The organism is Bifidobacterium sp. 2450 (assembly GCF_041900695.1).
Lineage (GTDB): Bacteria > Actinomycetota > Actinomycetes > Actinomycetales > Bifidobacteriaceae > Bifidobacterium > Bifidobacterium longum.
In genome coordinates this window covers 1-26,364 of record NZ_JBHEEA010000010.1, presented here as the reverse complement: position 1 = coordinate 26,364, position 26,364 = coordinate 1, and the positions used below count along the sequence as shown (strand labels likewise).

The following is a 26,364-nucleotide window of genomic DNA, read 5'->3' as shown; positions in this document are numbered from 1 at the left end:
TCTCATACACTGGTTCTACCGTCAGAAACCAATGACGGTGCAGAAACGAGCACATCAGCCGGCAGCCACACTCACCACTCGTGGCGCTGATAGGCGATTCTGGTGGTGTCGACCGGCCGGTCGAGCAGCTGGATCAGGCCGCAACGGGCGAAGCCGGAGCTTTCGAGCACGTGCTGCATGGCCTTGTTATTGGGGTGGGTGTCGGTGCGCACGTTGCCGTAGTGCTTCAGGGCCCACCTGATGCAGTCGCGGGCCGCGTGGCGCACCAGACCGGATGCGGCGATGCGGTGGATGGTCACATAGGTATCGTTGTCCAGCCAGGCGCCGTCGATTTTGGCGTAGGTCGGATCCTTGCCCGGGCACAGGGCGAACTGGGCCAGAATGCGTTCGTGGCCATTGCAGGTGTCGACCAGCAGCATCGTACGCTGGTTGGCGATGTCGTCCTCAATCACCGATTCACGCGGAAATTCGTTGCCCCACTGGGTGGGGTTGCCGTTGGCGGCCATCAACGCGCGTGCGCGTGCATAGATTTTCTGCATCTGCGGCAGATCGCGCATGGTGGCGTGGCGGAAACGGCGGCCTGTCGCCTTGTTTGCAGCGTTCGACTGAGTCACTTCTCACCTCTCCGACATGCCGGGTTGCCGGCACGGTGACCGGCGACTAACTGACGGCCAACCTACCATGCCGTAGGCACAAGAAATCCCGTCCGCGTTGCATGACGGACACTAATAAACAATGGCTCCCGTCCGCAGGAGCCGGACAGTCCAGCCGAGTTGAGGACAGACACCCTCAGTCGGCTTCGCCCCCAGCTCCCGCCAGCGGGAGCCGAATCAGAATTGAATCGAATCAGACGAATCAGACGACCTTGCGCTCGAACGGGTCGGAGCTGATGCCTTCCTCAAGGATCTGCTTGGCCCATTCCTTGGCGGTGAACAGGCTGTGGTCGCGATAGTTGCCGCAGCTCTTCTCGGTGGTGGCGGGCACGTCATCCCATGTGGCCTTGTACGCGATGAACTCCAGCGATTCCTTCAACGCCTTGGCCACATCCTCGGTGGAGTGGGTGCCCCAGGTCAGCAGGTGGAAGCCGGTGCGGCAGCCGAACGGCGAGCAATCGATGTAGCCGGGAATGCGTTCACGCAGCAGCACGGCGATGGTGTGTTCGATGGTGTGCAGGCCGCCGGTGGGGATGGCCTGCTCGTTCGGCTGGGTCAGGCGCAGATCGTAATTGGAGATCACGTCGCCGTGAGGGCCCGTTTCGGTGTCGATGTAACGCACGTACGGCGCCTTGACCTTGGTGTGATCAAGTTGGAATGATTCGACGACGGGCTTTTCGGCCTTGTCTTCTGCCATGCTGTTGCCTTTCTACTTGCTGAGTGTTCGGTCATGAAGTATCGAACAGTCATCGTAGTCGCGCCAGCCCAAGAACGCCCGCAAATACTCCGCAGTTCGCTATAGGAGATTGTTATGACGCACTCCCGGCATTGAACGAGGCGATGGTTTGTATGAAGCGCTGGCCGTAGAGGTCGAGCTTGTGTTGACCGACGCCGTTGACCGCCAGAAATTGCGCGTCGGTAACCGGCTTGATGCGGGCCATGTCGCGCAAGGTCTTGTCGGAGAACACGATGTACGGCGGCTTGCCGATTTCCTGGGCGATGGTGCGTCGCAGTTCGCGTAGCTTCTGGAACAGCGATTCCTCGTCATCGTTCGGGATATACGAGCCCAGCGCATCGCCGGGAACATTGGCGGAATCGGCAGTATCAGCCACTCCCCCGCTCCGACCGGAACCGGCCGCCGCCGACTTGCGTTCCACCCGTTTGATCTCATAGTGGAAGTCGGGAGCGGCGGTTTCGGCCGCCCGCGCACCGAACATGACGATTGGCATACGCCCTTCGGCGATTGACAGGTACCCGTCCGTGGCCATCTGGCTCAACACGTCGCGCACGCGAGCCTCGTTCACGTCCTTGAGCATGCCGAAGGTGGGCATCCGCTCCGGATTCAGCCATGCCAGATCCTGTGCCCGCGAACCGCGCAGGATCTTGACTATCTTGCCGGAACCGACGCGCTGCCCCACGTCATGCACGCAACGGCTGATCGCCTGCGCCACGCGGGTCACGTCGATGGTCTCGAACGTGCTTTCGCAGTTCGAGCAGGCACCGCATTTGCCGGACTGCGAAGAGTCCGCCGCAATGTCTTCACCCGCCGCGGAACCAGCATTCGACGACAATTCCTGACCAAAATACCGGGTCATATACCGGTGCAGGCAGTCGGTGGTGCGGCAGTAGCCGACCATACCGTCCAGCAGCCGGCGCTTGGACTGGCGCACGATCTCCTGCTCTTCGGGAGTCAATCGCTCGTTCTCATAATCGTTATCCAGCAACCGACGCCGGGTGACGATGTCTGACTCATTCCACAGCAGCGTGCATCGGCTGGGCTCGCCGTCACGGCCCGCGCGGCCGGCCTCCTGATAGTAGGCTTCAATGGATTCGGGCAGATTGTGGTGGATGACGTAACGCACGTTGGACTTATCGATGCCCATGCCGAAGGCGTTGGTGGCCACGACCACCGGCACCTTGTCGGTGATGAAGTCGCGCTGGGCCGTCTCACGCGCGTCCGGCGACATGCCGCCATGGTAGGCGACGGCCGGACGCCCCATCTGGTTCAGCGTGTCGGCGAGCGCTTCGGTGGTCTTGCGGGTGGCGCAGTAGACGATGCCGGATTCGTCCGGATGGTCGGCCACATACCGTGCCACCCATGCGGCCTTGTATTTGGTCTCCAGTTTGACCACATCAAAATACAGGTTCGGCCGGTCGAATCCGGCAACGGTGACGGCCGGATTCCGCAATCCCAGCAGTCCCACGATGTCCTGACGCACCCGTTCGGTGGCGGTGGCGGTGAACGCACCCACCGGTGGACGCTGCGGCAGCCCGGCGATGAAATCGCCGATACCTAAGTACGACGAGCGGAAGTCCTGGCCCCACTGGGAGACGCAGTGGGCTTCGTCCACAGCGATCAGCGAGATCGGCGTACGGGCGGCAAAGTCGCGGAATCGCCCGGTTTCCAAGCGTTCCGGGGCCACGTACAGCAGTTTGATCTGCCCGGCGGCGGCTTGGGCGAACACCATCGCCTGCTCGTCGGGAGTTTGAGTGGTGTTGATGAACGCGGCCGGCAGACCGAGGTCGTTCAGCGCATCGACCTGGTCGCGCATCAGGGAAATCAAGGGAGATACGACCAGAGTCACACCCGGGCTGAGCGCGGCGGGAATCTGGTAGCACACGGACTTGCCTGCGCCGGTGGGCATCACGCCCAAGACATCGCGTCCGGCAAGCAAAACCTCGACAATTCCTTGCTGCCCGGGCCTAAACGAGTCATAGCCGAAGTATCGTGTGAGCGCCTCCAGCGCCGCCTGATGTGCTGTCATAAACGACCAGTGTAGGCCGACCGCGGATGGATTTCATCGTATAACGGAATACCTCGTAACGATGTACGTAGCCCTTCCGTATTATTATGCGTCAAGAAACGTTATTCCCGGCATATCGTGCGATATGCCGCTTTGAGAGAACTAAGACGGGGCATCTTATGGCCAACGATACATTTTCCTTCTCCTCTCCTGACGATCAGGAGACGGCGGTGCTGCAGCCTGTGGCCGCCGATGGGCTGCTCGCAGCCGCGGCTTCAGGTACCGCCACACCACAGCAAAGTGACAATGGCACCAATAACCATGCCGACAATACAGCCTATGTGGGTGAACATGTCATGGCATCTACCACCGCTAAATCACATGGCAAGGCCGCACGGATCGCCATCATAACCATATTTGCAGTGTTGCTTGCCGCATTAATAGCCTATTTCTTCGTCGGACGTTGGTACTTCCAAGACAAGGCTGCGCCCGGTGTTCATTTGGGCAATGTCTCTGTCATGGGCCAGACCCGCGAAGAACTTGCGAATACTGTGAAGCAGCAGCTGAATAACACCACGGTGACGTTCACCGCCGAAGGCAACAGCGTCAAAGCCTCGCTGAAGGACCTTGGCGTCACCGTCGACACGGATAAAACCGTAGATGCGCTGTTGAACGCGAAGACCGGCGACGTGGCCAAGCTCAATATTTTCGATCAGCCGCATATCGTTCTGACCGCCACCAGGGACAAAGAGACTGCCGAACAATTCGTCACCGCCGGCCTGGTCGATGAGGCCGACCGAGCGCAGATTGCCACCGTTGTCTACAATAAGAGCACCAAGCAGTTCGATTACACCGCGGGTCAGGATGGCAAGGGCCCGGATATCAATGTTGTCAATGCTGCAGTCAAGGAGGCCGTCGCGACCCCGGGCGAAAATGCGACGGTGCCGGTCAAGCTACAGACTGCAAAGAATCCGATTGATGACGCGAGCGCACAGCAAACACAGCTTGACGCCAATGCCAGGCTTGGCCTCAAACTGACCGTGGACAACGGCGTGAACAAGAGCGTCACCATCCCGGCCGATACCATTGCCTCATTCCTCAAGCCCACGGTGAATAAGGCGGGTGGCACCATGAGTCTGGTAGCCGACCGCGATGCCATCACCAAGTACGTCACCAGTGAAAGCGTAACCGAAGAACTGACTGTTCCCAAGGTGACACGCGAGGTCTACATCACGCCGAAAGACGAAGGCGGCGTGGAAATTGGTGCCGATAAGACACTCGGTGTGGATGGTATTGAAGTGACTGGTGCCGGGGACGCCCCCGAACGTCTGGCTACCGCCATCGAGCAGAACCAGTCCACTGATTCCACTGTGGCTGTGAAAGACAGCCCATATGATGTCAAGCAGGTCGAGGTGCCTCATAACTTCGATACGGCAAATGGCGATAAGTGGGTTCATGTTGATCTGACGAACCAGACTGCCACTGCATATCAGGGCACCACGGTGGTCAAGAAGTTCAACATCGCTTCTGGCAAGCCCACCGCCGATGGTTCCATGATGTCCGATACCGGCACGTTCTACGTGTATCTCAAGTACGAATCGCAGACCATGGTTGGCGAAGGCTACAACCAGCCAGGCACGCCGTGGGTTTCCTACTATAACGGCGGCGAGGCTCTGCACGGTGTTCCTGCATATATGTGGGGCGAGCACCCCATCTATGTGCAGCAGGGTATCCCAGGCTCGCACGGCTGCATCAACATGCAGGTGGCCGACGCCAAGTGGATGTACGACTTTGCCACCATCGGCACTCGTGTGGTCGTTGATGGCACCACACCGACTTCCGGTCAGGCGTTGCGTCCGGCTGGTGCGGATGCCACCGGATGGCAGGGCGGCAACGCCAGCTGATTCGATCCATGTTTAATCGATAACGGAAAATCCCCGACCCTTGTGGGCCGGGGATTTTTTGTAGATACCAATCGATAGCGAGTCCGCCGATAAGCGTGGTGGCACCGTCAATACGGTGCCACCAGTACCGTCAGTACGGTCAGATACGATCCAACGCCTGCTTGAGATCGGCGATAAGGTCGTCGGCGTTCTCGATACCGACCGAAATACGCACCAAGTTGGCGGGCACCTGCAGGGTGGTGCCGGCCACGGAGGCGTGGGTCATGGCGGCGGGCACCTCGATGAGGCTTTCCACACCGCCGAGCGATTCGGCCAGTGTGAAGATCTGCGTGTGGTCCACGAAGCGCTTGGCCGCCTCGGCGCCGGCCGCGAGCTGCACGGAGACGATGCCGCCGAAGCCGCCGTGCATCTGGCGGGCGGCGATTTCATGACCCGGGTGGGACTCGAGGCCCGGGTACCAGACGCGCTCAATCACATCAGAGGGCTGGGATTCGAGCCATTCGGCCACCTTCAGGGCGTTGGCACTGTGGCGCTTGACGCGCAGATCCAGGGTCTTCAGGCCGCGGATGTCCAGCCAGGAGTCGAACGGGGAGGGCACTGCGCCGGCGGCGTTCTGCAGGAAGGCGACCTTCTCGCGGGTCTCCTCGTCGTTGACCACCACGGCACCGCCGACCACGTCGGAGTGGCCGCCGATGTACTTGGTGGTGGAGTAGACCACCACATCGGCGCCATCGGCCAGCGGGTGCTGAAGGGCGGGCGAGGCGAAGGTGTTGTCGACCGCGACCTTGGTGCCGTACTTGTGGGCAACTTCGGCGGTGGCCGCGATGTCGGTGATATTGAGCAGCGGGTTGGACGGGGTCTCGACCCACACATACTGGTAGTGCTTGGAGGCCAATGCGGTTTCCACGGCTTTCAGATCGGTGATGTCCATCACGTCGAGGCCCACACCCCACGGCACGAACACCTTGGAGAGCAGGCGGTAGGTGCCGCCGTACACATCGTTGCCGAGCAGGATGTTGTCGCCGGGCTTGATGGTGGAGCGCAGCAGCACGTCGATGGCGGCCAAGCCCGAGGAGAAGCTCAGCGCGTACTTGCCGCCTTCCACGGCGGCGAGCTGCTCGTCGAAGCTGGTGCGAGTGGGGTTGATGGAGCGGGAGTAGTCGTGGCCTCCCCTGAGGCCCAACACGCCATCCTGCTTGAAAGTGGAGGTGGCGAAGATCGGCGTGACGACCGCACCGGTGGTCGGGTCGGGCTCCTGGCCGGCGTGGATGGCGCGAGTGGCGATGTCGGTGTTGGCGAACTTGGCGTTGTATTCAGCGGACATGATATTGGGTTCCTTTCGGGATTGTTCCGTATTCGAAGGTAAAACAGGTGCGGTTGGTTAGTGCGGATGTTGGTATTGATTCTTTTGATAGCTAGTTATGGAGTCCGTCCCCAACGCCCTCATCAGAGGGAGCTCCATAAAGGTACTGCTCGGCGAGGGAGGGCTTGCTGGTGCGCTCCACGATGTCGCCGTAGCCGTTGGCGCGCATCCAGTCGTCGTTGAAGATCTTCTCCAAGTAGCTGCGGCCGGAATCAGGGGCGAGCACCACCACAATCTGGTTCTCGTCCAAATCATTGGCAAGCGCGTACTTGATGGCGCTGGCCACGGCCATGCCGGACGAGCCGCCGGCCAGCAGCGCCTCCTCGCCGGCCAGACGGCGGGTCATTTCAAAGGCTTCGGCGTCGGACACGCGCACGATGTCGTCGGTGATGTTCCGGTCGAAGGCCTTGGGATAGAAGTCCTCCCCTACGCCCTCGATGTCGTACTGGTGGACTTCGTCGCGTGAGGAAGCGGAGTAGATGGAGCCTTCCGGATCGGAGCCGATGACCTTGACCGCGCCGTTGGAGGCTTCCTTGAGGTACTTGCCGGTGCCGGAGATGGTGCCGCCGGTGCCGATGCCGGCTACGAAGTGCGTGACCTTGTGGTCCGTGGCCTCCCAGATCTCGGGGCCGGTGGTGTAGTAGTGGCTCAGCGGGCCGTTCGGATTGTCGTACTGGTTCGGGCGGAAGCCGCCGGGAATCGTATTGGCCAGTCGTTCGGCGACCTGGTAGTAGGAGCGCGGGTCGTCCGGGCCGGCGTCGGTTGGCGTGACGATGACTTCGGCACCGTAGGCGCGCAGCACCGCGCGCTTGGATTCGGAGACCTTGTCCGGCAGGGTGAAAATCGTGCGGTAGCCGCGCTGCTGGGCAACCAGGGCCAGGCCGACGCCGGTGTTGCCGGAGGTGGGTTCGACGATCACGCCGCCGGGCTTCAGTTGGCCGGACTTTTCGGCGGCGTCGATGATGCGTTCGGCAATGCGGTCCTTGGAAGATCCGCCGGGGTTGAAGTATTCGACTTTGACGGCGATGGTGGCTTTGACGCCGGCCGCCTGCGGGATGTGGTTGAGCTTGACGAGCGGGGTGTTGCCGATGAGTTCTGCGAGGCTGTTGTGGATGGTCATGTGAAGTCCTTCGTTGCTGGGGTTGTGGGGTTTTGCTGCGTTGCGTTCGTGAACCGACGTTCCCAGACGAATGGACTGTGGCTTTAGTTTGAAATCGAGTATTCCCGATCACTGTACGGTGAAGCCGGAAAGTGAATCAGTTTTTTCATGTTAACCACGGCTCGCGCGTTACACGGTTACGCTCATGCCATCGATTTCATGAAAATTCCTGCGACAGATTTGCCGCGATTCGAATGCTCTATCTCGAGTTATGCGTCACTGACCGCTCGCCCAGGGGCGTCGGTTAGCGACAACAACACGAGATAATCTGCATGTCTCACACCATAGCACAACCCGCGACAAGCACGTGTCGCCGGCGACCTCGGCTACCCTCCCTGAGGGGAGCTGGCCGCGAAGCGGACTGAGGGGGAATACGACGGCACCCGCAACACCCCTCAGCCTCACTGCGTTCGACAGCTCCCCTCAGAGAGGGAGCCAAAAAGGTCTATAACGAGGCTGCCTCGATGAGCTGACGGGTGTAATCGGATTGGGGGTTGCCGAGCACTTCAGCGGTGGGACCCGTCTCTTCGAGACGCCCGTCATGGAGCACGAGGATGCGGTCGGCGATGTGCTGCACCACGCCAAGATCGTGGGAGACCATGATGATGGCGGTGCTCGGCCGGGCCGCGCGGATGGCGGCGAAGGTGTCGAGGATCTGAATGCGCGCGGCCACGTCGATGGCGCTCATCGGCTCATCGGCGAGGATCACTTTGGGCTCATTGATGATAGCGCGGGCGATGACCACGCGCTGCGCCTGGCCGCCGGACAGGTCGATTGGGTACCGGTTCAGGAAGTCTGCCGGTTCAAGGCCCGCCATGGTCAGAGCCGCGGCCACTCGCTCGTCGATATCGGTGTTGTTCAGGTCGCGCCGTTGCAGACTCAGCGGTTCAGCCACCGATTTGGCGACTTGCCAACGTGGGTCGAGCGAGGAGAACGGGTCCTGGAACACCAGTCCCGATTCGCGGCGCAGGGCCGCGAATCCCGGCGATTTTCGGCCACCGACAATGGATTGGCCCTCATATTCCACGCTGCCGGAGTCCGCGGATTCCAAGCCCAGCATAATGCGGGTCAGCGTGGATTTGCCGGATCCGGAGCCGCCGATCACGGCCAGACATTCGCCGGCGTGGACGTCGGCGGAGACGTCGAAGAGGACTTGGTGGCGTGCGGTGCGCGGGCCGAAGGATTTGGTGATGGAGCGGGCGGAGAGGAGTGGCACACTGCTGTTACTCATGCGAATCCTCCTTGGGGTGTGGAGGGTGAGGGTTTGGGCGGCGGCGACCAGGCGCTGGGCTTGTGGTGTGGTCGGCGCGGCGAGCAGGTCGGCGGTGGGTCCGGATTCGACGATGCGGCCGGCGTCCAGCACGTAGCAGCGGGTGGTGGCACGCGCGAGTACGGAGAAATCGTGGGTGATGAACAGCATGGAGGCACCGGCGTCGTCCACCAGCGAGGTCAGCAGGTCCACGATCTGACGTTGCGTGATGGAGTCAAGCGCGGTGGTGGGTTCGTCCGCGATGATGAGTCGCGGTGAGGTGATCAGCGCCGTGGCGATGCCCACGCGCTGCTGTTGGCCGCCGGACAGTTCGTGCGGGTATTTGCCGGCCATATCGAGATCCAGCCCGACCTTGCTCAACAAGGCATTCACTCGGTCGGCTCGTTCGGCCTTGGTCAGATCATAGTGCAACCGCAATGGCAAGGCGATCTGCTGCGCCACGGTCATCACCGGGTTCAGCGAGGCAGCCGGATTCTGGAACACCGCACCCACATACCGGCCGCGCAGGTCGGCAAGCGCACGTTCGGAAGCTCCGATAATTTCCGTGCCGCCCATATCAATCGACCCATTAGCCACAGCGGTCAGGGGCAGCAACCCCAGCATCGCCTTGGCAATCATAGATTTTCCGGAGCCTGAAGAACCGATCAAGCCGACTCGTTCACCGTCGGCAATGGTCATATCCGCATCAGAGACGATTGGTTTGCCGCCAATCGTGATTTTCAACCCGCGAACATCGACGCTCATCGTTCGCCTCCTATTTCACGTAATGCGGGGTTGGTGACCGGATCGATGGCATCGCGCAGCACATCACCAAAAATATTCAGCGCCACAACCACAACCGTGACGATCAGGCCGGGCCACACCACGGTTAATGGGAACACGTTGATGAGTTTGACCGAAGTGGCCAGAGAATGTCCCCAGCTCGGCACACCGGACGGCACACCGATACCGAGATAAGTAAGCCCCGACTCAGCCAACACCGCCGTGCCCGCCGACAATGACAGTTGCACAGCCAATACCGGCAGAATATTCGGCATAATATGGCTTATGAGCACACGCCACCCGCTGGCACCATTGGCCAAGGCCGATTCCACATACGACGAGCGGGCCGCCAGCAACGCTGCGGGGCGAGCCACACGAGCCAGATTCAACCCATATCCGAAGCCGCAGGCGATCACAATCACCGCGATTGACGCTCCCAACGGCACAGCCAGAATCAACGCAATCAACACGGTGGGAACGGAAATTAACGCATCAACTACCACTACCGAAGAACTGGCGAGCGCCGCATTGCGCGCCACCATGGCCGCGATGAGCAGCAGCCCCCAAGCCACAGATGCCACTACGGTCAGCAGCACGATCACAAGATTGGTATGTGAGCCGGCCAGCAGCCAGCTGAACACGTCCGCGCCGGTGCCGTCAGTGCCGAGCCAGTGCGCGGCGGACGGCTTGGCCCATACATGGTAGCCATCAGTGGCCCACAGCGATTGCGGGGTCCAGAACAGGGAAACGATGGCAATGAGCAACCACAGAGCGAGCACAATAAGTGCGAATTTGCCCTCGGCACGACGCCACATGGAGTGCAGGACGATGACGAAGGCAGCCCGTCGGCCACCAGTCGTCGCACGACGAACATTGCTCATGCGGTCACCTCCGTAATGGCGGTAGCGGTTTTCAGACGCGGGTCGAGCACGCGGTGGAGCAAATCGACCACGAGGCCGACAGTCAAAAAGAACGCGGCCAGCAGGAACAGCTCGCTTTGCACGGCAATCAGGTCGCGGTTGCCCACGTCGGTCACAAGACCGTTGCCGATGCCTGGTAACGCAAACAGGTTTTCGATGACCATCACGCCAGTGACCATCGAAGCGAAGGTCAGCCCGATAACAGACACCAGCTGCGGGGTTGCCAACCGCAATCCCACACGCAACACCGCCTGAGTGCGCGTCATGCCACACGAGCGCGCCATATCGATGTAGCCGGAACTGGCCAAATCCCCTAAGGCCGCGCGCGTGTATCGCATAAGCGATGCTCCCACGATGATGCCGACCGACACAGCCGGCAATACCAACGCTGATATCGCCGAACCGGGTGCGCCCCAACCATCCAGCGGGAACCCTTGCGAGGGAAACACGTCAAGCAATCCTACGTCGCGCCCGAACAACAGAATCAGCAGCAGACCGCCCCACAACGCAGGTACGGCACCGCCGACAATAGCCAGTACATGAAACACCGCACGCACCGTTGCGCTGCGGGCCAGTACCGCCGCACAGCCCAGCGGCAAGCCGATGACCAAGGCGATGAGCAGGCCAAGAATAATCAGGGGAAAGGTGATGGACGCACGTGCGCCTACCAAGGAGGTTACGGAGCGACCAGTCAGGATTGAAGTGCCGAAGTCACCACGGGCCAGCGCACTCATCCAATCGAAGTATTGTGCAATCAATGGCCGATTCAGACCGAGTTGTTCGCGTAACTGGGTCACACGCTCAGGCGGCGAGTTGACACCGGCCATCACGGAGGCCACATCGCCAGGCAGAATGCGCAATGCTGCGAAAACCACCACGGACAGGCCGAACAACGCCACCATGAATAACGCCAGCCGTTTCAACACGAATCGCATAATGCCTACTTTACTTGGATTAACAATGAGCCCCCTCACTGAGGGAGCTCATTCCTGTAACGAACTACTTCGTGTAGGTCACGTTGTAGAGGGGCAGAACGGTCTGGTTGAGGTCGAAGGGGAATCCTTCAACGCCCTTGGCCGTGGCGGTGGTGATGCGGTAGTTGAACAGCCAGTCGGCCGGCGCATCCTCGGAGACAAGCTTGGCGGCCGCGGCGAACTTGGCATCGCGCTCCTTGTCGGAGGTGGCGGCAACACCCTCGTTGTACAGCTTGGTCACATTCTTGTTGTCGTAGCCGAAATAGTATGTCGGATCGGTCCACGATGCGAAGTCGTGGCTTTCGTTGTGGTCCACCAGCGAAATATCGAAGGTGTGGTTGGTGTACACATCCTGCAACCACGTGGAGAACTCCACCACATTCACCTTCAGGTCGATGCCGATGGGCTTGAGCTGGGAGCGCAGCTGGTCTCCGAGCTCGGTGCCGTAGATGTTGGCGTAGGTCAGCGTAAGTTGAAGCGGCTTGTCGGTGGAATAGCCGGCTGCAGCCATGAGCGACTTGGCCTTGTTCTGATCATACGGGTACAGATTCGTCAGATCCTCGTAGCCGGGGTCGAGAGACGGGATCGGGCCGCCGAGCGCCTTATCCGCACCGCCGCGAGAGGCGATGAGCTCCTTGTGGTTGATGGCGTAACGGATGGCCTGGCGAATGCGCTTGTCAGCCAGTTTGGAACCGGAAACGTTGTTGAAGCCGAGCACGAACTTGTCGGTGCCGTTGCCGGCTTTGACCGTGTACTTGGCGGAATCGGACTTGAACGGTTCGGCGAGGTTCTCGGTAATCGGGGCGAGCACCTGCACGTCACCGGACTTCAGCGCATTGACCGCGGCGTTGTCGTCGGCCAGATACTTGACGACCACGGTGGGCGTCTTGGCCTTGTTCTTGCCCCAGTACTTCTCATTGGCCTTCAGCGTGATCGAGCTGTTTTCCACGAACTTGGCAACGGTGTAGGGGCCGGAGCCGACGGCCTGCGTCTTCAGGTCATACTTGGCGTCCTTGTCGAACACGAGCCCTGCGCGACCGGTCAGGGTCCACAACAGATTGGAGTTCGACGTCTTGAGCGTGATCACCGCGGTGTCGGCGTCCTTGGCCTCCACCTTGCTGACGGCGGCGAGCGCGTCGGCGTCGTGGTAGCCCTTAGCGATCAGCTCGTTGATGGACCAGGCCACGTCCTCGGCGTCAAGTTTGTCGCCATTGGAGAAGGTCATGTTCTTATTGAGGTGGAAGGTGTAGGTCAGGCCGTCCTTGGACGTCTCCCAGCTGGAGGCGATGGCGGGAGCGACCTGGTTCTTGGAGTCACGTGCCACGATGCCTTCGTATACGTTGCCGATCAGGATCTGGTCAAGCGCGGAGCCGGCGGTGTTGCGGATGTCCAGATTGGTGGGGGCCAGTTTGAGGCCGATGGTCACGGTGTCGGCATATTGGTTGCTGGACGAGGCCGACTTGTCATCTTTCTTACCGCCGAAAGCGAGCGTGACGCCGATGACGACCGCCACTGCCACGATGACGGCAATCAGTGAGATCAGCCACCACCTCGGGCCGCTTTTTTTCGGATTCTTTGCGCGCGAGGCAAGGCTCGCATCTGTGGTTGCGCCGTCTTCGACGTGCGCACCATTGTTTTGAGACATGGTTCTCCCTCTATATATGTTGTGTTCTACGGTTGGCCGCCACGCTGGGTCGACCACCGCAGGCCATCATAGCCATGGGACTGTAGAATTGCGCATGAAATCCATCTTGAATCTGGAGGGTTATCATGCTGGTCGCCGTTGATATCGGCAATACGAACATCGTGCTGGGCTTTTTGGATGGCGATGCCATCGCCGGCACCTACCGCATCACCACCAAAGCCAACCATACGTCTGATGAGTATGGGCTGTTTCTGACTGAATTCCTGAGAATGAGCGGTTTTCAGCCATCCGATGTGGACGATGTGATTATCTGTTCGGTGGTGCCGAAAGTGATGCACTCTTTCCGTTCGTCCATCGTCAAATTCCTCGACATTGATCCGATGGTGGTGGGACCGGGCATCAAGACCGGTATGAACGTGCGCGTTGACGATCCGAAATCGCTGGGTGCGGATATTCTGGCCGACTGCGCCGGTGCCTATTACGAGTATGGCGGCCCAGTTCTGGTGGCTGATTTCGGCACCGCCACCACGTTCACGCACGTGAGCGACAAGGGCGTGGTCGATTCCGGCATCATCACCACCGGCATCCGTGCCGGTGCGGCCGCTCTGTGGGGAGATACGGCCCAGCTGCCGGAAGTGGAAATTACGCGACCGGATACGATTCTGGGCACCAACACCAAGATCTGCATGCAGGCCGGTTTGTATTACACGTTCTTGGGCGGTGTGGAGCGCACGATTCGTCAGTTCCGCAAAGAGCTCGGAGGTGAGGATTTCAAGGTGATCACCACCGGTGGCCTCGGTCGAGTGTTTGAGAATGACACCGAGCTGATTGACGTGTATGACCCGGATTTGATTTTCAAGGGCATGGCGCACATCTACTCGCGCAATGTGAAGTGACGTAGTATGCAGGAATCGGCCGCGTATAGCGCGGTCGATTCCGATCCAACCCCGAATCCCTACTTAATCGTAAAGCCCTGATTGAGGCCGTATTCTCGGAGGTCTTTCTGCCATTGGGCCAGGCCGTCGGAGAGACTGACTTTCTTGCCGGGCTTCTCTAATGGTTCGAGCGGGTTGCCTTCCTCGTCCTTCATGCCCATCTCAATGGCTTCCTGTCGCTGCTGATAGACGTGGAAACTGCTGGACCATTCGTATGACTGGCCCACCGTCGATTTGAAGTCACTGCGCGCATACACCTCGAACGGCAGATACTGGTATCCGACCGACACATCCTCGGCGGCCTCCGACAGTACACGGTTGAACTTCTGCCCGCCGAAATACGGGATTTCAATGCCACGGTCATTGGTAATCGTGGTTTTATCCAAAAAATCAGCGGAATTCAGGGTGGCGTAATCGGCCGGGAAAGCACCGCCATCCACACGCGCGCTAATGCCTTGGGCGTCATGCGCCACAAAGTCCACGAAACGATAAGCCGCATCCGGCTTACGGGTCAATTGCAGTACGGTCAGTGCCGACCCGCCGCTTTCGGCGTTGGTGGGCTGGCCATCATAGGTGGGCATGGGAGCCACGCGCCACAGACCGGCCGCGCCCGGCACATTGGACAGCAGCAGCGACGACATCCAGGCTCCGGAGAATACGGAGGCGATGGTACCGGTGCCCACACGGCGCTTCCATCGGTCGGACCATGTGGCGGAGGTGGTGTCCACGAGACCTTCATCGATCATTTTCTGCCAGAATTCGGTGAACCGTTGGGTGCCGGCGTCCTCATCCAAATCGATGGTCACGGTTTTGCCGTCGGCCGACGTGTGGAACGGCTGGCCGCCGGCGAGCCAGACCATGGCATCGTAAAAGCTGCCATCGCCCGAGTCGGCGGCGATGTACACGCCGATCTCCTTGAGCTTTTTGGCGGCTTCGTAGTAGTCATTCCAGGTCTTGATCTTGGTGGCGTCCACGCCGGCTTGGCGGAATACGTCTTCGTTATAGAAGAAGCCCATCGGGCCCGAATCCATGGGCAGCCCGTAGGTACGGCCGGCGAGCTGCACGGACGACCATGTGCCGAGGGTAAAGAAGCTGGAATAATCCGAGCCGATTTTGTCGGTCAGATCAAGCAATTGGCCGGAGACCGCGTACTGCAGCAGTGCGTAGTATTCGATTTGAGCCACGTCCGGCGTGCCGTAACCGTCCTGAATGGCGGTGTTGAGATTGCCATAGCCGGAGATGTTGGTCCATTTCACGCGGATGTCCGGATTGGCTTTTTCGAAACGGCGGATGACCTCCCCCATGCTCGGTTCCCAGCTCCATACGCTGATTTCCGTGCGGTTGTCGGTGGTGGACTGCCCGCACGAGGCCAAGGATACGGAAAGGATGGCAGTCACTGCTATGGTTGCCATTCTTTTGATTCGCTGTCCGATCACTCGCATGGTGACGAGTGTACTAGGCGGGGCTTAAAACGGTAAAAGCCCCGTGACGGGATTCGTCACGGGGCTTTGTGTATCGAACGAGGTCGCGGCGGCGGCCCCTTCGCGATTGCGAATCACCACGTGCGGCGCGTTGACGCCGAACAAACGTTCACCCAACAGCACGAGCGGGTAATCGCCATCCAAAGCCGCGATATTGTCAACCGTCATCATCAGAGGGCTTAAGATGAGCCCGTCCGCGCTGTGCGCGGCCATCGCCTCGCTCATATATGGCTGTTTGTTCAGAAAATTAGACACCGAGGCTACCGAAACACCGGCCTCATGGGCCACGTCCGCCATCGTCACTCTGTTTTTGCCTCGCACGGTGACCACCCTACCCGACTTTGCTGGAGATACGAAAACGACTCCCCTGCTCCGATGAGCAGCAAGGGAGCCGTTGAGTAATTAGGCGCTATGCGCGGTTTTACAGCTTGACGACGAGTACGCCGTTGGGCTGGATGGCGGCCGTATGCTCGGACTCGTTGACCTGGGCCAGCGAGGCGACCAGCGGTTCGCCTTCCACGTCCACGACAGCAACATCGTGGGTGCGGTTGAACAGGAACACGAAGTGGTTCTCGCCAGTTTCGTCCGCACGCTCGACGCGCAGCACTTCACCGCGATCGTCCTCAGCCGAAGTCTCGATGCCGAGTTCCTCCAGCAGCGCGGGCAGGCTCTTGGCCAAGCCCTCACGGCCGAGACGGGCACCGACGTATGCGGCCTTGCCGTCGCCGAAGTCGTTGACGGTGATGGCGGGAGCGCCGTCGAAACCGGTCCACTTATCTGCCTTGAAGGAGGCGACCACGTGAGCGGTATCAGCCACGGAGGTGATCACGTCGGCGAAATCGTGCGCCACGGTTCCGTTGTCCAAGTCAAGGTGGTCCATGGCACCGGGGAAGTCGTTTCCCATCGGGGCGAATTCCTCAACGCGCACGCCCACCACGTCACGGATGGAACCGGGGTAGCCACCCAGCCAGACGTGATCCTTGTCGTCCACCAGACCGGTGTAGTAGGTCACGAACAGCTTGCCGCCGTTCGCCACATACTCGCGCACGCGGCGCGTGGTCTCTTCAGACAGGATGGTCAGGCTCGGCAGCACGACGGCTTCGTACTCGTCCCAAGGGCCGCGAACCGGCACCACGTCGGCGGTGAGACCGTTGTCCGCAAGCGCGCGGAACCACGCGAGCGGCTCGGTCCAATGGCGCACCTCCTGAGTAGGCGTGGCGGTGTGTTCCGTAGCCCACTGGGACTCGTAATCGAAGACGACGGCGACCTTGGACTTGACCAGCTTGGTGCTCAGCAGCCCCTCGTCAGCAAGCTTGTTGAGGTCGGCACCCAGCTCGCACACATCGCGGAAGATCTGGGAGTCGGGGCCCGCGTGAGGAACCATCGAAGAGTGCCACTTCTCGGCACCGGCCTTGGACTGGCGCCACTGGAAGTAGCAGATGGCGTCGGAGCCCATGGCCAAGTGGGCCAGGGAGTCGCGCACCAATTCGCCGGGTTCGACGCGATAGTTGATCGGGCGCCAATTGACGGCGGAGCTGGAGTGCTCCATGAGGAACCACGGATTCTTGCGGGCGATGCCGTCGCACAGGGAGGCCGAGTAAGCCAGCTCGTCGAAGTGGGCTTCGCCAGGCGTGAAGTAGTGATCGTTGGACACGAAGTCCACGTCGTAACCCCACTTGTCGTAATCGATGCCGGTACCGCCGGCGGAGACCATGAAGTTGGTGGTCTGCGGCTTGGGGGCGATTTCGAGCAGGGCGTCGCGCTCGGCCTTGTAAAAGTCGAGCAGGGCGTCGGAGCTGAAGCGCTTCCAGTCAAGCAGTTTGCCCGGGTTCATGAAGTTGCCATCGCCGATGAAGCGCGGCGGGATGATCTCGGAGAAATTGTTCATGCGCTGCGCCCAGAAGGCGGTGCCCCAGGCGTCGTTGACGGCGTCGATGGTGCCGTACTTCTTCTCGCACCACTTCTGGAAGGCGCGCTCGGCGTCTTCGGAATAGTCGAAGCGGTTGTGGCAGCCGTACTCGTTGCTCACATGCCAAGAGACCACATAGGGGTTGTCCTTGTAGTGCTCGGCCATCTTGCGGCACAGGTTGAGCGCGTAGTCAAGGAAGACCGGGCTGGTGGCGCGCCAGTGCTGGCGGGCACCGGGCTGGCAGACGTCGCCGCGGTAGTCGACCCAGAGGATCTCCGGGTGGGCCTGGGTCATCCACATCGGCGGGGATGCGGTGCCGGAGGCGAGATCGACGGCGATGCCGGCCTTGCCGAGCTTGTCGATGACGCGGTCGAGCCAATCGAAGTCGTACACGCCTTCTTCGGGCTCAAGCTTGGCCCAAGAGAAGATGGCTACGGAGACGAGGTTGACGCCGGCCTGCTGCATGAGGGCTACATCTTCGTCCCACACTTCCTCAGGCCATTGGTCGGGGTTGTAATCGCCGCCGTACCAGATGCGGGGCTTGTTGCCCGCAAGTGGCTGCGGCCACTTGAACTCTTTACGTTCCATGATGATTCAGTTCCTTTATTGAATTTTATCGATAATCTGCGTCTACGGGAATAAATTTCTCACGTTGTACAGACGCACAAGGAGGCACCTGCACAATTCTCAACAATGCGAATATCTGCATAGGTGCCTCCTTCGTTGTTAGTAGTGATTGAGGACTGGATGTGGTGCTTTGGGTTCTGAGCCTTTGTTGGGATCCTTGATTCTATTGTGGCCAACGCGGCCGATGACGATTATTCAGTCACCATCCAGACCATGCGCCACGGTGCGGAACGCACGCTTTCCGCCGCCATCGATCGCATGCAGCGTCAGCCGGTGGATGGTGTCATCGTAGTGCTGGAGGAACGCATCTCCGATTTCGTCGGATACAAGCCTCCGCGAGAACTTCCAGTCGTGCTCATCTGCGAATCCGCCGCCGACCACTGCCCCACCGTTGACGCCGACCAGTATGGCTGCTCGACCGCTATCGTCGATTACCTGATGAGCAAGGGGCACAAGACCGTCTACCACATTGCCGGACCGTCCACCTCGCGCGCCGCCGAAAGCCGCGCCCGCGGTTGGCGAGAAGCGTTGGAACAAATGGGAGCACGCGTACTTTGAACACGCCCGAGTCCCCAATCCCGGATTCTCCACCATTCTCAGCGCCCTGACTGAGCTTGGCTTGTCGCTGGATGTCCGCAAAACCCCGCAGCCCACCGAACTCTATGAATGGTGACACCATGAGCGAAAACACTCTCAATGCATAAGAAATCAGATCTTAAGCGGCACACGGGAAACGAATTCGCGCTTCTCGCCTGTTATTGGGTCGGCGAATCGCAGCATGCGTGCTACCAACTGCAATGGTTGGCTGAAATCGTCGTAGGGGCGCGTCTGGATGCACGGGTAGAAGTCGTCGCCCACGATGGGCAGGCCGAGCGAATTCATGTGGACGCGCAATTGGTGGGTTTTGCCGGTGCGCGGGTGGAGTGTGTAGCGGCAGATGGGGTGATTTCCCGGATGGGGACCACCCTCCGGCGCTTCGCGCCACCTCCCGCCAGCGGGAGGGAAACAGAGGTCGCCGCGCTCGATGAGGGTTTCGGCGTTGGCCAAACCCGGTTCCTCGAATGCGGCCATCGTGCCGTGTTCCTTGGTGATGTGCGATCGGCGCAGCAATGGGAACGGGCGTGGCGGCTCGACCTGTATGATCGTGCCGAATCGCGGGCGGCTGATTGGCCGGCAGGGTGCCAGGCATTCATAGACCTTGACGGCCTGCCGGTTCTGGAACAGCATCTGATACGCGCCGCGGCAGGCCGGATCCCGCACGAACACCAATACGCCGGCGGTCATGCGGTCCAATCGGTGCGCTGGCGTGATGTCCGGCTCCCCCAGCCGCTCACGCAATCGGATCAGCGCGGTCTGCCGATACCACATGCCGCGCGGCATGGTGGCCAGAAAATGCGGCTTGTCCACCACGATGATTCGCTCGTCCTCATACAGCACGTCCATCTCAAACGGAATATGAGGCTCGTCAATCACATACCGATGTGGCTTACTCAACGGTCACGGACTTGGCGAGGTTGCGGGGCTTGTCCACGTCGTAGCCCTTGAGCTTTGCCATGTCCATGGCAAACAGCTGCAGCGGCACCACGTCAACCAGCGGGCTCATCAGCGTTGGGCAGGCGGGGCGCCAGAACACCACGTCAGCGTACCGTTCCACATCCGGGTCGCCCTGCTCGGCCACGGCGATGATGTACGCGCCACGAGCCTTGACCTCCTCGATACCGGAGATCACCTTGGCGTGCAACACATTGCGGCCGCGCTGTGGCGGCACGATGAACACCACGGGCTCACCCTCGTCCACCAGCGCGATCGGTCCATGCTTGAGCTCGCCGGCCGCGAAGCCCTCGGTGAGCGTGTAGGCGATCTCCTTGAGCTTCAACGCGCCCTCAAGCGCCACCGGGTAGCCCACGTGGCGGCCGAGGAACAAGAAGGAGTTGGCGTTCACCATGCGCTCGGCGGCCGCCTGGATGGTCTTGGGCTGGGTGTCGAGCACCCACTGAATCTTGCGCGGCATGTCTTTCAGGGAGTCGAGCACCTGATGAATCTCATCGCGGAACATCGCGCCCTTGACCTGCGCCAGATACAGGCCCAGCAGGTAGGCGGCTGTGATCTGCGCCACGAACGCCTTGGTGGATGCCACGGCAACTTCCGGGCCGGCGTGTGTGTAGAGCACGGCGTCGGATTCGCGCGGAATGGAGGCACCCTGCGTGTTGCAGATGGCCAGCACCTTGGACCCCTGTTCGCGCGCGTGGCGCAGGGCCATCAGCGTATCCATGGTTTCGCCGGACTGAGAAATGGCCACCACGAGCGTACGCGGGGTCAGAATCGGGTCACGGTAACGGAATTCGTGCGCGAGTTCGATTTCCACAGGGATACGCACCCAGTGTTCGATGGCGTATTTGGCTACCTGGCCGGCGTAGCTGGCGGTGCCGCAGGCCACGACGATGATTTTGTCGATGGCCTTGAAGTCGTGTTCGTCGATACGCACTTCATCAAGGGTGATGCCGCCATTCGTATCGAAGCGGCCAAGCAGGGTGCGCTGCACTGCGGCAGGGTCTTCGTGGATCTCCTTGTCCATAAAGGAATCCCAGCCGCCCTTTTCGGCGGCCGAAGCATCCCAATCCACGGTGTAGGTCTTCGGGTTTTCGACCACGTTGCCGTTGAAATCCGTGACGATGACCTTGTCGGCGGACACGCATACGGCCTGATCCTGGCCGACTTCCATGGCGCGCTTGGTGTAGGCCACGAATGCGGCGACGTCGGAACCGAGGAAGTTCTCCCCCTCGCCAAGGCCCACGACCAGCGGCGAATCATGGCGGGCTCCGGCCACGATGTCCGGCTGGCGGCAGTCGGTGGCCAGAATGGTGAACGCGCCTTCAAGCATGCGGGCCATGCGGCACACAGCCTTGAACAGGTCTGGCTTGCCTTCGTCCGCGATAATCTTGTCCACGATTTTGCCGAGCAGCTTAGCGGCCACCTCAGTGTCGGTGGCAGAGGCGAATCGGTAGCCTTCGGCTTGCAGGTCGAGACGCAGCTGAGAGGCGTTTTCGATGATGCCGTTATGGATGATGGCCACCTTGCCGTCCATGCTGGTGTGCGGGTGGGCGTTCACGTCGCTCGGCTCGCCGTTGGTGGCCCAGCGCGTGTGGCCGATGCCCACCGTGGCAAGCGGCATCGGCTTACGCTCGATGTCTCCGACCAGGTTCTTCAAACGGCCGGCCTTCTTGCGCACGACCACCTTATCCATGCCGGGCGCGGTCAGCGCCACACCGGCCGAGTCATAGCCTCGGTATTCCAGACGTTCCAGGCCTTGCAGACAGACCTCCAAAGGCTTGCCGCATGCCGTTTCAATATTTCCCGCGTATCCAACGATTCCACACATGGCTCACCAGCCTAGCGGACGATTATTGCGCAAAGCGAATCCAACCCGCCGCCTTTGCAGGATTGGAACATGTCCCTTCGTGAAAACCGTACACTGACTACCACTCAGCGTACGTTCTTCACGAGATGGGGGTGCGATTAGGCGTCGCAAAAAACGTACGCTGAGTTCATCAGCGCACGCTTTTGGAGCTGCAACAACGAGTATTCCTACAGCACGTGCTGTAGACGGAGCCGTAAAGCGGAGAGCCCAGTGGGCTCCCCGTAGGCGACGCCGACGCACGACAGTGCTGAGGTAATATAACAGCCTTCCTACAGCACATGCTGTAGGAAGTCCTTAAACCTAGGCTCGGTGGGGTGGTCGATGATGTCGGGGCCGCCCTTTTCTACGACTACGCCACCGTCCATGAACACGATCTGGTCGGCGACTTCGCGAGCGAAGCCGATTTCGTGGGTCACGCACACCATGGTCATGCCTTCCTTGGCCAAGGAACGCATGACGTTGAGCACCTCGCCCACCAGTTCGGGGTCAAGGGCGGAGGTCGGCTCATCGAAGAGCATGATCTCCGGCTTCATGGCCAGAGCACGGGCAATGGCCACGCGCTGCTGCTGACCGCCCGACAGCTGGGAGGGATAATAGTCCACGCGATCGCCCAGACCGACGCGCTGAAGCTCGGCCACGGCCAGGTCACGGGCGGCTTTCTTGGACTGGTGCTGCACATGAATCGGGGCTTCCATCACGTTTTCCAGCGCGGTCATGTGCGGGAACAGGTTGAAGCGCTGGAACACCATGCCGAGGCGAGAGCGCTGTGCGGCGATCTCCTTATCGTCCAGGGTCTGCAGCATGTCCTGGCCGTTTTTGGTCACGTGCTTGTAGCCGATGAGTTCGCCGTCCACCTCGATGGAACCGCCGGTCAGGGTTTCCAGCTGGTTGATCAGACGCAGGAACGTGGACTTGCCGGAACCGGAGGGCCCCAGAATCACGGTCACAGTACCGGGCATAACGGTTAGATCGATGCCCTTGAGCACATGCAGCGGCCCAAACGCCTTGTGCACCTGCACGGCCTTGACAGCAGGAATCACGGAACCGTCAGCCGCCTTGCGCACGACCGGAGCGGAGTTGGTGATGTCGTTCGTAGTCATAATTCTCGCTCCCGCCTTACGCATTCAGCCCAGCGAAGGTGGTCTGATTGATTTTGTTCACATCGTCCTTCGGCTCACCGTCAGACTTGCCAGGGTACGGCGGATCGTATGGCGGCTGCTTGCCCTTGGTGCCCACCGGGCGGGCGTTGAAGCCCTTGCCGAAGTGCGCCTCAAGGCGGGACTGCACAACCATCAGAATGGAGGTGATCAGCAGGTACCAGAAGCAGGCCACGAGAAGCAGCGGAATCGGCTTGTAGATACGGTTGGCGATGGCGTTGGTGGCGAACTGCAGTTCGAGGGTGAACGGCACGGCGGTGACCAGCGAGGTGGTCTTCAGCATGCCGATGGTCTCGTTGCCGGTGGGCGGGATGATGATGCGCATAGCCTGCGGCAGCACGATGCGGCGCATGATGAGCGTGCGGTTCATGCCCAATGCCTTGGCCGCCTCGGTCTGGCCGGGGTCCACGGCTTCAAGGCCGGCACGCACGATTTCGGACAGGTAGGCGGCCTCGTTCAGAGCCAAACCAATCCATGCGGCGTTGAATGCGGTGACCACCACGTTGGAGTCGATGCTCCAGAACTCCACCGAGGTGAACGGAATGCCGAGGCTAATCTTGGGAATCAGCACGGCGAACAGACCCCAGAAAATGAGCTGCGTGTACACAGGCGTGCCGCGGAAGAACCAGATGAAGAACCAGCTGACGCCGCGCAGCACCGGATTGATGGATTTGCGCATGATGGCGAGAATCACCGACAGGATGATCGCCACGACCATGGAGATCACGGTGAGCTCCAAGGTATAGCGAATGCCTTCAAGCACGTTCTCGTTGAACAGGTACTTCCAGACGGTGGGCCAATCCAGTCGCGGATTGGTAATCAAGCCTTGAATGAGCATCGCGGCGAGCAGCACCACAATCACTGCGGCCACAATCGGGCCGGGGCGCTTGACCGGCAGCGCCTTGATGCGGTTGGGGATGTTCAGTCCCTCACCGTCGACTTCTTTCTTCGCCATAATTTGGTTCCTTGGATGTGTTGGGCAGCCTGAACTGCAAGTTGCAACTAGCGTTGAACCTTAGTGCACGAATGGGGCGACTGTGTTACAAACAGTGCGCCCCATTCGAATTTTCGCGACAGATTGTCGACTATTCGACGGCCGGGTTGATTTCGGCCTTGTCCAGTGCGCCGGATTCGACGCCCCAGTGCTGGAGAATCTTGGTGTAGGTGCCGTCGTCCATGAGCTTTCGCATGGCCTTCTGCACGGCTTCGGCGGTCTGGGAATCGCCCTTCTTGATGGCGATGGCGTTCGGCACTTCATCGAAGTCCTCGCCGAGCTGTTCCAGCTGACCATCGGTCTGGGCGATGGCGTAGCCGACAACCGGGGAATCGGCGAAGAAGACGTCGGCCTTGCCGGTCACCACAGCGGTGGTGGCGTCGGTCTGCTGCTTGGAGGACTGGATGGTGATGTCTTTCTTGCCGTCCGCCTTGCACTGCTTGGCGGTCTTGTTGATGGCCTCTTCCTCGACGGTGCCGGTCTCGACGGCAACGTTCAGACCGCACAGGTCGTTCTCGTCGACGTTCTTGGGGTTGCCTGCGGCCACTGCATAGCCCATGCCTGCGGTGAAGTAGGAGACGAAGTCAACGGATTCCATGCGCTCCTTGGTGATGGTGAAGGCGGCGATGCCCAGATCGTACTTGGAGCCGATGGCCGGAATGATCGTATCGAAGTTGGAGGAGACGATTTCGGTCTCGAGACCGAAGAGGTTGCCCATGGCGCGGGCGAGATCCATGTCGTAGCCGATCTGGGTCTTGCCGTCGGCGTCGAGGAATTCGGCCGGGGCGTAGGAGGGGTTGGTGCCGATGGTGAGCTTGCCGTCCTTGGTCACGGATTCAGGCAGCAGTGCGGCGATTGCATCGTCCTTCTTCACGGAGCTCACGTCGTAGCTGGTGATGGTGACCGACTTGGAGGAACCGCCCTTATCGGAACCGGAGTCGCTCGCCTTGTCGGAGGTGCCGCAAGCCGCGGCGGAGAACAGCATGGCCACGCTCAAGGCGGCGGCCGCAATGGTCTTCAGCTTGTTGAACTGCATGATCTCTCTCTTCTTCTCTGTGGAGCCGCCCTATAGCGGCTATCAATAATGATAACGCCCGAGATTTTGCGCACTTTGGTTTGGGCTTGAGATAGGGGCATGGCCCGTGTCCTGTGTACGATTTTCAGTCGCCAGACATTAGAAAACCGCGATTGGAAACGAGGGCACGAAGCCATGTCACAGCAGATTCTACAGGTCGACCAGGCCATGTTGGAAACCACCCTGGACCGGATGGTCCGCAAAAGCGTCGAGGAGACCCTGAACGCGATGCTCGACGCCGAGGCCGACGAGATCACCGGCGCCGCGCGCTACGAGCGCAGCGGGGACCGCAAGGCGTACCGGGCCGGCCACTACGAGCGCGACCTGACCGTCAAGGCCGGCAAAATGAGCCTGAAAGTGCCGAAACTCAAGGGCGCGGTGTTCGAGTCGGCCGTGATCGAACGATACCGTCGGCGTGAGGAGAGCGTCGAGGAGGCCTTGATCGACATGTACCTGGCCGGCGTCTCCACCCGCCAGGTCGATGATGTCAGCCGGCTCCTGTGGGGCGACCGCATGCCCTCGCAGACCCTGAGCGACAAGCTCAAGCGCGTCTATGCGGATATCGACGCATGGCGGGGCAGGCCCCTCGAACAGGATTACCCGTACCTGTTCATGGACGGCGTGTGGCACAAAAGGTGCTGGGGCGGGTCCGTGGAGAACGTGAGCATCCTGGTGGCCATCGGCGTCGGCATGGACGGGCGGCGCGAGGTGCTTTCGGTGGCCGAGGGCATGAAGGAGGACGCGGAAAGCTGGCGCGAATTCATCAAAGGCATGCTCGCACGAGGCCTCAAGGGCGTGAGACTGGTGACGGGAGATCGGTGCGCGGGGCTGGTCGCCGCCGCGGGCGAGCTGCTGCCCGATGCCCGCTACCAGCGGTGCATGGTGCATTTCGAGCGCAACATACTCGCCAGGGTCAACCCCGGGAACCGCGACTGGGCGGCCGACGCACTGAAGGCCGTGTTCTCCATGGAATCACGCGACAAGGCGTTGGAGAAGGCCGAATCCGTCGCCCGGGACATGGAATCCAGGAAACTCAAGGAGGCCGCCAAATGCCTGCGCGAGGGCATCGGCGAGACCACGACCTACCTGCTCGACGACTACCCGCGCGAGCATAGGCGTCGGATCCGCACCAACAACATGATCGAACGGCTCAACCGCGAGATCAGGCGCAGGACCCGCGTGGTCGGCTCGTTCCCCGACGGACGCAGCGCGTTGATGCTCGTCTGCGCGAGGGTCCGCTACGTGACATCCGACGAGTGGTCGACGCGCCGCTACCTCGACATGTCAAGGCTCGGTGAGACCGTACCAGCAGCGAACTGATCACCGCCACAGGGACGGGCGAAGACCAAAGTGCGCAAGAGTTCGGGCACTACC

The 26,364-nt window shown here is 60.6% G+C and carries 19 protein-coding genes and 2 pseudogenes; 4 read left to right on the top strand and 17 right to left on the bottom strand.

Translation table 11 applies throughout. From position 1 onward, the window contains the following. Window positions 1-71: 71 nt before the first annotated feature. From ACEUKI_RS06995 to recQ, 3 genes are all read right to left on the bottom strand, one after another. Window positions 72-614, bottom strand: a complete 543-nt coding sequence (locus ACEUKI_RS06995; RefSeq protein ID WP_080785233.1) for an N-acetyltransferase — start codon at window positions 612-614, stop codon at window positions 72-74. A gap of 241 nt (window positions 615-855) precedes the next feature. Continuing rightward, entirely contained in the window at window positions 856-1,350 is a 495-nt protein-coding gene (locus tag ACEUKI_RS06990; RefSeq protein ID WP_071477942.1) for an S-ribosylhomocysteine lyase, read from the bottom strand. A gap of 112 nt (window positions 1,351-1,462) precedes the next feature. Continuing rightward, on the bottom strand, window positions 1,463-3,418 hold the full coding sequence (gene recQ, locus ACEUKI_RS06985; RefSeq protein ID WP_080785234.1) for a DNA helicase RecQ: 1,956 nt from the start codon (window positions 3,416-3,418) through the stop codon (window positions 1,463-1,465). A gap of 158 nt (window positions 3,419-3,576) precedes the next feature. Between recQ and ACEUKI_RS06980 the strand changes: the two genes are divergently transcribed. Continuing rightward, window positions 3,577-5,301, top strand: a complete 1,725-nt coding sequence (locus tag ACEUKI_RS06980; protein WP_179133464.1) for a L,D-transpeptidase — start codon at window positions 3,577-3,579, stop codon at window positions 5,299-5,301. A gap of 139 nt (window positions 5,302-5,440) precedes the next feature. On the opposite strand, the gene ACEUKI_RS06975 is transcribed toward ACEUKI_RS06980, so the two are convergent. The 6 genes from ACEUKI_RS06975 to ACEUKI_RS06950 all read right to left on the bottom strand — a co-directional run bounded on the left by ACEUKI_RS06975 (window position 5,441) and on the right by ACEUKI_RS06950 (window position 13,394). Beyond that, window positions 5,441-6,625, bottom strand: coding sequence for a cystathionine gamma-synthase (locus ACEUKI_RS06975; protein WP_080785235.1), 1,185 nt, complete (start codon window positions 6,623-6,625; stop codon window positions 5,441-5,443). A gap of 91 nt (window positions 6,626-6,716) precedes the next feature. Next, window positions 6,717-7,784, bottom strand: a complete 1,068-nt coding sequence (locus ACEUKI_RS06970) for a pyridoxal-phosphate dependent enzyme (RefSeq protein ID WP_374156645.1) — start codon at window positions 7,782-7,784, stop codon at window positions 6,717-6,719. A gap of 484 nt (window positions 7,785-8,268) precedes the next feature. Next, on the bottom strand, window positions 8,269-9,837 hold the full coding sequence (locus ACEUKI_RS06965) for an ABC transporter ATP-binding protein (RefSeq protein ID WP_144169135.1): 1,569 nt from the start codon (window positions 9,835-9,837) through the stop codon (window positions 8,269-8,271). After that, window positions 9,834-10,736, bottom strand: a complete 903-nt coding sequence (locus tag ACEUKI_RS06960; RefSeq protein ID WP_144169133.1) for an ABC transporter permease — start codon at window positions 10,734-10,736, stop codon at window positions 9,834-9,836. Before ACEUKI_RS06960 ends, ACEUKI_RS06965 begins: the two co-directional genes overlap by 4 nt. After that, window positions 10,733-11,710: an ABC transporter permease gene (locus tag ACEUKI_RS06955; protein ID WP_080785240.1), complete on the bottom strand. Its 978-nt coding sequence runs from the start codon at window positions 11,708-11,710 to the stop codon at window positions 10,733-10,735. Before ACEUKI_RS06955 ends, ACEUKI_RS06960 begins: the two co-directional genes overlap by 4 nt. A gap of 64 nt (window positions 11,711-11,774) precedes the next feature. Then, entirely contained in the window at window positions 11,775-13,394 is a 1,620-nt protein-coding gene (locus ACEUKI_RS06950; protein WP_374156644.1) for an ABC transporter substrate-binding protein, read from the bottom strand. Window positions 13,395-13,519: 125 nt separating this feature from the next. Between ACEUKI_RS06950 and ACEUKI_RS06945 the strand changes: the two genes are divergently transcribed. After that, window positions 13,520-14,290 (top strand): type III pantothenate kinase, encoded by a 771-nt coding sequence (locus tag ACEUKI_RS06945; protein WP_374156643.1) that lies wholly within the window; start codon window positions 13,520-13,522, stop codon window positions 14,288-14,290. A 59-nt stretch (window positions 14,291-14,349) separates the two neighbouring features. Here ACEUKI_RS06945 and ACEUKI_RS06940 read toward each other — a convergent pair whose 3' ends face one another. The 3 genes and pseudogenes from ACEUKI_RS06940 to ACEUKI_RS06930 form a co-directional block, all read right to left on the bottom strand. Next, complete coding sequence (locus ACEUKI_RS06940) at window positions 14,350-15,741, bottom strand: ABC transporter substrate-binding protein (RefSeq protein ID WP_374156642.1); 1,392 nt, start codon at window positions 15,739-15,741, stop codon at window positions 14,350-14,352. 111 nt (window positions 15,742-15,852) lie between these two features. Beyond that, a pseudogene (locus ACEUKI_RS06935) lies at window positions 15,853-16,107 on the bottom strand (LacI family DNA-binding transcriptional regulator); the annotation flags it as partial. A gap of 124 nt (window positions 16,108-16,231) precedes the next feature. Further along, window positions 16,232-18,307, bottom strand: a complete 2,076-nt coding sequence (locus ACEUKI_RS06930; RefSeq protein ID WP_115770427.1) for a beta-galactosidase — start codon at window positions 18,305-18,307, stop codon at window positions 16,232-16,234. Window positions 18,308-18,499: 192 nt separating this feature from the next. Between ACEUKI_RS06930 and ACEUKI_RS06925 the strand changes: the two are divergent. Next, a pseudogene (locus tag ACEUKI_RS06925) lies at window positions 18,500-18,898 on the top strand (LacI family transcriptional regulator); the annotation flags it as partial. Window positions 18,899-19,054: 156 nt separating this feature from the next. Here ACEUKI_RS06925 and ACEUKI_RS06920 read toward each other — a convergent pair. From ACEUKI_RS06920 to ACEUKI_RS06900, 5 genes are all read right to left on the bottom strand, one after another. Next, window positions 19,055-19,819 (bottom strand): pseudouridine synthase, encoded by a 765-nt coding sequence (locus ACEUKI_RS06920; protein WP_251847958.1) that lies wholly within the window; start codon window positions 19,817-19,819, stop codon window positions 19,055-19,057. A gap of 13 nt (window positions 19,820-19,832) precedes the next feature. Further along, window positions 19,833-21,725 carry a glutamine--fructose-6-phosphate transaminase (isomerizing) gene (gene glmS / locus ACEUKI_RS06915; RefSeq protein ID WP_115770425.1) on the bottom strand — a complete coding sequence of 631 codons (1,893 nt, stop codon included), beginning with the start codon at window positions 21,723-21,725 and terminating at the stop codon, window positions 19,833-19,835. A gap of 308 nt (window positions 21,726-22,033) precedes the next feature. Continuing rightward, the gene (locus tag ACEUKI_RS06910) at window positions 22,034-22,864 is read right to left on the bottom strand and encodes an amino acid ABC transporter ATP-binding protein (protein WP_115770424.1); all 831 of its coding nucleotides are present in this window, start codon (window positions 22,862-22,864) and stop codon (window positions 22,034-22,036) included. A gap of 16 nt (window positions 22,865-22,880) precedes the next feature. After that, complete coding sequence (locus ACEUKI_RS06905) at window positions 22,881-23,876, bottom strand: amino acid ABC transporter permease (protein WP_007056432.1); 996 nt, start codon at window positions 23,874-23,876, stop codon at window positions 22,881-22,883. A 130-nt stretch (window positions 23,877-24,006) separates the two neighbouring features. Beyond that, window positions 24,007-24,951, bottom strand: a complete 945-nt coding sequence (locus ACEUKI_RS06900; protein ID WP_115770423.1) for an ABC transporter substrate-binding protein — start codon at window positions 24,949-24,951, stop codon at window positions 24,007-24,009. Window positions 24,952-25,125: 174 nt separating this feature from the next. On the opposite strand from ACEUKI_RS06900, the gene ACEUKI_RS06895 reads away from it, so the two are divergent. Then, window positions 25,126-26,310: an IS256 family transposase gene (locus ACEUKI_RS06895; RefSeq protein ID WP_131218582.1), complete on the top strand. Its 1,185-nt coding sequence runs from the start codon at window positions 25,126-25,128 to the stop codon at window positions 26,308-26,310. The last annotated feature ends 54 nt before the right edge of the window (window positions 26,311-26,364 follow it).

Coding starts and splice junctions, on each gene's coding strand:
- ACEUKI_RS06990 (WP_071477942.1), bottom strand. CDS start 1,350: ATGGCAGAAGACAAGGCCGAAAAGCCCGTCGTCGAATCATTCCAACTT.
- recQ (WP_080785234.1), bottom strand. CDS start 3,418: ATGACAGCACATCAGGCGGCGCTGGAGGCGCTCACACGATACTTCGGC.
- ACEUKI_RS06980 (WP_179133464.1), top strand. CDS start 3,577: ATGGCCAACGATACATTTTCCTTCTCCTCTCCTGACGATCAGGAGACG.
- ACEUKI_RS06975 (WP_080785235.1), bottom strand. CDS start 6,625: ATGTCCGCTGAATACAACGCCAAGTTCGCCAACACCGACATCGCCACT.
- ACEUKI_RS06970 (WP_374156645.1), bottom strand. CDS start 7,784: ATGACCATCCACAACAGCCTCGCAGAACTCATCGGCAACACCCCGCTC.
- ACEUKI_RS06965 (WP_144169135.1), bottom strand. CDS start 9,837: ATGAGCGTCGATGTTCGCGGGTTGAAAATCACGATTGGCGGCAAACCA.
- ACEUKI_RS06960 (WP_144169133.1), bottom strand. CDS start 10,736: ATGAGCAATGTTCGTCGTGCGACGACTGGTGGCCGACGGGCTGCCTTC.
- ACEUKI_RS06955 (WP_080785240.1), bottom strand. CDS start 11,710: ATGCGATTCGTGTTGAAACGGCTGGCGTTATTCATGGTGGCGTTGTTC.
- ACEUKI_RS06950 (WP_374156644.1), bottom strand. CDS start 13,394: ATGTCTCAAAACAATGGTGCGCACGTCGAAGACGGCGCAACCACAGAT.
- ACEUKI_RS06945 (WP_374156643.1), top strand. CDS start 13,520: ATGCTGGTCGCCGTTGATATCGGCAATACGAACATCGTGCTGGGCTTT.
- ACEUKI_RS06940 (WP_374156642.1), bottom strand. CDS start 15,741: ATGGCAACCATAGCAGTGACTGCCATCCTTTCCGTATCCTTGGCCTCG.
- ACEUKI_RS06930 (WP_115770427.1), bottom strand. CDS start 18,307: ATGGAACGTAAAGAGTTCAAGTGGCCGCAGCCACTTGCGGGCAACAAG.
- glmS (WP_115770425.1), bottom strand. CDS start 21,725: ATGTGTGGAATCGTTGGATACGCGGGAAATATTGAAACGGCATGCGGC.
- ACEUKI_RS06910 (WP_115770424.1), bottom strand. CDS start 22,864: ATGACTACGAACGACATCACCAACTCCGCTCCGGTCGTGCGCAAGGCG.
- ACEUKI_RS06905 (WP_007056432.1), bottom strand. CDS start 23,876: ATGGCGAAGAAAGAAGTCGACGGTGAGGGACTGAACATCCCCAACCGC.
- ACEUKI_RS06900 (WP_115770423.1), bottom strand. CDS start 24,951: ATGCAGTTCAACAAGCTGAAGACCATTGCGGCCGCCGCCTTGAGCGTG.
- ACEUKI_RS06895 (WP_131218582.1), top strand. CDS start 25,126: ATGTCACAGCAGATTCTACAGGTCGACCAGGCCATGTTGGAAACCACC.